At 60.1% G+C, this 2,404-nt stretch carries 2 protein-coding genes; both read left to right on the top strand.

The window, feature by feature from the left end:
• Positions 1-55: 55 nt before the first annotated feature.
• Positions 56-1,576, top strand: coding sequence for a phenol 2-monooxygenase (locus CVT63_08210; GenBank protein PKQ27400.1), 1,521 nt, complete (start codon positions 56-58; stop codon positions 1,574-1,576).
• Between the two features lie 16 nt (positions 1,577-1,592).
• Positions 1,593-1,949, top strand: a complete 357-nt coding sequence (locus tag CVT63_08205; GenBank protein PKQ27399.1) for a phenol hydroxylase — start codon at positions 1,593-1,595, stop codon at positions 1,947-1,949.
• Positions 1,950-2,404: the final 455 nt, after the last annotated feature.

The following is a 2,404-nucleotide window of genomic DNA, read 5'->3' as shown; positions in this document are numbered from 1 at the left end:
GGACGAAGACAGCTTCACCCTGCGCTGGAATGCCTGAGAGTAGAAGGAGATAAAAATGGACATGCAAGTTGCCAAGAAGAAACTCAGCCTGAAGGAAAAGTACAAGCTGATGACCCGTGACCTCGGTTGGGACACGACCTATCACACCAAGGATGAGGTGTTCCCGTACGTCCAGTACGAAGGCATCAAGATTCACGACTGGGACAAGTGGGAAGACCCCTTCCGCCTGACCATGGATTCATACTGGAAATACCAGGCCGAGAAGGAGCGCAAGTTCTACGCGATCATCGATGCCCACGCCCAGAACAACGGTCACCTCAACATCACCGATGCCCGCTACCTGAGCGCCCTGAAGATTTTCCTGCAGGCCATCAGCCCGGGTGAATACGCGGCCGGCAAGGGCTTCGCCCGCATGGGCCGGGAATTCCCCGGCGTCGGCACGCAGGTCGCCTGCCAGATGCAGTCGATCGACGAGATCCGCCACGCCCAGACGCAGATTCACGCGCTGTCCAACTACAACAAGTTCTACAACGGCTTCCATGCCTTTGCCGATGCCCGCGACCGCATGTGGTACTGCACGCTGCCGCGCTCCTTCTTCGACGATGCGCTGTCGTCGGGGCCGTTCGAGTTCATGATCGCCATCGGTTTCAGCTTCGAATACGTGCTGACCAACCTGCTCTTCGTGCCTTTCATGTCTGGTGCCGCCTACAACGGCGACATGGCGACGGTGACCTTCGGCTTCTCGGCGCAGTCCGACGAAGCGCGGCACATGACGCTGGGCCTCGAGTGCATCAAGTTCATGCTCGAGCAGGACCCGGCCAATCTGGAAATCGTTCAGGGCTGGATCGACAAGTGGTTCTGGCGCGGCTTCCGCCTGCTCGGCGTGGTCGGCACGATGATGGACTACATGCTGCCGAAGCGTGTCATGAGCTGGCGCGAGGCGTGGAACATCTACGGCGTCGAAAACGGCGGTGCCCTGTTCCGCGATCTGGCGCGCTACGGCATTCGTCCGCCCAAGGGTTGGGACGACGCCGAGAAGGGCATCGATCACATGTCGCACCAGTTCATGCTGGCGCTCTATCAATACAACTTCGGCACGGCCTTCCATAGCTGGATTCCGTCCGAAGACGAAATGGAATGGCTGTCGAAGAAGTATCCCGACACCTTCGACAAATACTACCGTCCGCGCTGGGCGCACCTGAGCAAGCTCAAGGCCGCCGGCACGCCGTTCGCCAACATGGGCCTGGCCAAGCTGTGCCAGACCTGCCAGATCCCGACCGTGTTCACCGAGCCGGACGATCCGACCTCGTTGTGCCAGCGGGAAACCGAATACAAGGGCGAGAAATACCACTTCTGCTCGGACGGTTGCCAGCACATCTTCGAGACCGAACCGGAAAAGTACATCCAGGCCTGGCTGCCCATGCAGCAGCTCTTCCAGGCGCCGATCAACGGCGATCTCGGGGCGTGGATGAACTGGGTCAGCCTGATTCCCGGCAAGGACAACGGCGACTTCGACGGTTCAGAGGATGAGCGCAACTTCGCAGCCTGGCGCCAGCAGGCGACCAGCAACCAGTGAATATCGGGAGAAACAAATGGCATTGACCTCAACCAAGCCCTACGTCGCCGTACCGCGCGACCTCGTCGAAAACTTCAATGGCAAGCAGATCGTTTACGTTTGCTGGGATCACCACATGTTGTTCGCTACGCCGCTGATGCTTGTCGTCGAGCCGGAAATGCGCTTTGGCGATCTGCTGGAGAATGTCGTCAAGCCGCTGATCGGGCCTGATCCGGATTCTGCTGCGGTCGATTTGACCAAGGTGGAGTGGCAGAAAGCAGGGCGCTCGTGGACGCCGGATTTTGGGGTCAGTCTGGCGGCGAATGGGATTGTTCATAAGGAGCAATTGCGGTTCAGTACGCCGGGGGTTAATTCTCTGCTGGCGGCGGCTTAGGGACTGTTTCCCTGAGTCGGGCAGGGGTTTCCGCCCTGTTGGCGGGCGTACTTTCTTTTGCTTCGCCAAAAGAAAGTAGCCAAAGAAAAGGCGACCCCGAGGGCGGCGCCGGCTGCGCCGGTCCCTTGCGCTACTCGGCAGGCCGGGCGGCTGCGGAACTCGGGGCTGCGCCCCTCAAACAGTCCTCGCCGAAAGCCCCCGGCCTTCCTGCGTTGCTCAGCGCCTTCCACGGGGACCCGAAAGGCGTCCACTTTTCACCTGCGCACCCTGAATTGGCATTCCTACGGTCAACCGGGAAAAACGGCCAAAAATGAAATCGGTCATTCAGGCACCCCAACTCAAACCCGGTTCGTTTCACCGGGCCCCTTGAGAGGTGCCGAGCAACGCAGGGGCTGGCGGAAAAGGGGCGAGGACTGTCTGAGGGCGCAGCCCGAGTTCCGCAGCCCCCGCCAGTC

This window comes from Candidatus Anoxymicrobium japonicum (assembly GCA_002843005.1).
Lineage (GTDB): Bacteria > Actinomycetota > Geothermincolia > Fen-727 > Anoxymicrobiaceae > Anoxymicrobium > Anoxymicrobium japonicum.
This window is presented reverse-complemented; position numbering and strand designations above follow the sequence as displayed.